The sequence below is a fragment of the Mesorhizobium sp. M5C.F.Ca.IN.020.32.2.1 genome (assembly GCF_004023105.1).
In the GTDB taxonomy this organism is placed as follows: Bacteria; Pseudomonadota; Alphaproteobacteria; order Rhizobiales; family Rhizobiaceae; genus Mesorhizobium; species Mesorhizobium wenxiniae.
On record NZ_RZSX01000827.1, the window covers coordinates 1 to 2774 of the forward strand.

The window sequence follows — 2774 nt, forward strand, 5'->3', positions numbered from 1 at the left end:
GATCTGGGCACGGCGCTGGTCGCCTTCGACGCAACAGTCTACCTCGGCGACCGCCAGGTCGCGGTCGACGACTTTTTTCTGCTGCCGGGCGCCACGCCCGACAGGGAGCATGCGATCGCGCCAGGTGAGGTGATCACCGCGATCAGCATTCCTGCTTCCCCTGCCGCCCAGCGCTCGACCTATCTGAAAATCCGCGACCGGCAATCCTACGAATTCGCTGCCGCAAGTGCCGCCGTCGGCATCGAGTTCGAGGCCGACGGAAGGACGATCAAGGATTTGCGCGTGGCGCTCGGCGGCGTTGCCACAAAGGCATGGCGCGCACGCGCCGTCGAAGAGGCGCTGAGGGGCAAGCTTCTGGAGCCTGACGCTGTCAGGCGCGCCAGCCTGCTCGCCATCGAGGGGGCCGTCGACCATGGTGCTAACCATTACAAGATCGAACTGGCGCCGCGCGTCGTCGCTCGCGCCATCCTTAAAGTGGGAGAAACGGCATGACCGTTCACGAGTTGAGAACAAGACACGATGATTCGAAGAGGGGCGAATCGAAGAGGGGCGACGCATCGGACGGCGCCGTCCTCGCGGACCAGGTTGGCGGGCGGCTGTCGCGCGTCGATGGCCCGGCCAAGATCACCGGCGCCGCAAAATACGCGGTCGAGCAGCAGCTTGACGGACTCAGCCACGCCGTTCTCGTCGAGAGCACGATTGCAGCCGGCAAGGTGCGTTCGATCGACACGGCTGCGGCCGAGGCAGCGCCGGGCGTGGTTCTTGTGCTGACGCCGGACAATGCGTTGCGCCTCAACACCGCAACGGACTGGCTGGGCACGCCGCCGCCGGATGTTCCCTATTGTCCGCTGGCGCGCAACATTACCTTCAGTGGTCAGCACGTCGCGGCGGTGGTGGCCGAGAGTTTCGAGCAGGCCGTCGCGGCTGCAGCGCTGGTCAGGGTCGCCTATGACGAGACGCCGGCCATCGTCGACCTTAGCGATGCGAAGGCCGGCGACGGCATTCCGATCGACGCGATGACGAAGGAGTGGGGCGATGCGCAGGCGGCTTTCGCCGCCGCCCCGGTGCGGATCTGCGCCGCCTACAACACGCCGCGCGAATACCAGGCGCCGATGGAACCGCATGGGCTGATCGCGCACTGGCGGGGCGACCGGCTGACGGTGTGGGAGCCCAGCCAATGGCTCGACGGCATGGCGCGGACCTATGCCGAATGGTTCGGCGTGCCGTTCGAGAATGTGCGCCTGGTCTCGCCCTATATCGGCGGCGGCTTCGGCTCCAAGGCGTTCGCCTACGGCTATGGCGCGGTGGCGGCGATGGCCGCGAAAATGCTGGGACGGCCGGTGAAGCTCGCGGTCACCAGGCCGCAGACCTTCACCGCCTATGGCGGGCGGGCGGCGACACGTCAGACGGTGGCGCTCGGCGCCGACGCCGAGGGAAAGATCCAGTCGATCGTCCATCGCGGCGTCAACGAGACCTCGGTCGACGGTATGTGGGTCGAGCCGCTCGGTTCGGTCACCTCGATCATGTATGCGGCGCCTAATTTCTCGTCGCGGCAGAATGTCGTGCGGGTCAACACCGTGGTGCCGGGCGCGTTGCGCGCGCCGGGCGAGAACCCGAGCGCCTTCGGTATCGAAAGCGCGATCGACGAGCTAGCTTACGAGGTCGGCATCGATCCGCTGGAAATCCGGCTCAGGAACTACGCCGAGCAGGATCCAGAGGCGAAAAAGCAATGGTCGACACGACAACTGCGCGAGGCTTTTGCCGCGGGAGCTGAGGCCTTCGGCTGGTCGAGGCGCTCGCCAGAGCCACGCTCGATGCGCGACGGCAACCAGCTGATCGGCTGGGGCGTTGCCGCCGGCACCTATCCGGTGCGGCGCGCCTATGGCGAGGCGATGGTGCGCATCCTCGCCGACGGCTCGGTCGAGGTCGAAAGCTCGAGCATCGACATGGGGCAGGGCACTTATACGATCCTGGCGCAGACCGCCGCCGAAGTCGTGGGCGTGCCGGCTGAGAACGTCGTGGTGAAGCTGGGCGACTCCCGCTATGCCCGCGCCGGCGTCACCGGCGGTTCGCGGCTGGCCGGCGTGATGACCGGCGCCGTGCACAAGGCGGCGACTGCCGCGCTCGACCAGCTGGTCGGGCTGGCGATCAGCGATCCAAATTCGCCGTTCCATGCACTGCAGGCCAACACGCTGGTCGTCGCTGAGGGCCGCATAAAGTCGCCTCGCGGCGAGGGGCCTGAGGTCTCCATCGCCGAGCTGCTCGCCAGCGTCGGACGCGAGCAGATTGAGGCGATGGGCGACACCATGCCGGCCAACTCGACGGCGGAGGATCGCTACAAGAACTACACGACCATCGCGACGGCGCTGTCGCACACCGAGGGCGACTATTCCCGCCACAGCTGGTGCGCGCATTTCGTCGAGGTGCGCGTCGACCAGGACTTCGGCACGGTTCGCGTGTCGCGCGTGGTGTCGGCGCTGGATTCGGGCCGGCTCTACAATCCCAAGCTCGCCGAAAGCCAGTGGAAGGGCGGCATCATCATGGGCATCGGCCAGGCGCTGCTGGAGGAAGGCATCGTCGACCGCCGCCACGGCCGCATCGTCAACAACAACCTGGCCGACTATCTGATCGCGACCAATGCCGACATTCCCGACATCGAGGTGATCTCAGTCGGCATCCCCGACCCGCATTCCTCCGTGCTCGGCGGCAAGGGCGTGGGCGAGCTGGGCATCGTCGGCGTTGCGCCTGCGATCGCCAATGCGGTGTTCCACGCC

Annotated in this window: 1 protein-coding gene and 1 pseudogene; both read left to right on the plus strand. The window is 66.9% G+C overall.

Annotated features, from left to right (window positions below):
• Positions 1 to 492: pseudogene (locus EOA86_RS29455) on the plus strand (FAD binding domain-containing protein); the annotation flags it as partial.
• The coding region (locus EOA86_RS29460) for a xanthine dehydrogenase family protein molybdopterin-binding subunit (protein WP_164892096.1) at positions 489 to 2774 on the plus strand (2286 nt) is incomplete at its 3' end. The pseudogene EOA86_RS29455 and the gene EOA86_RS29460, both read left to right, overlap by 4 nt.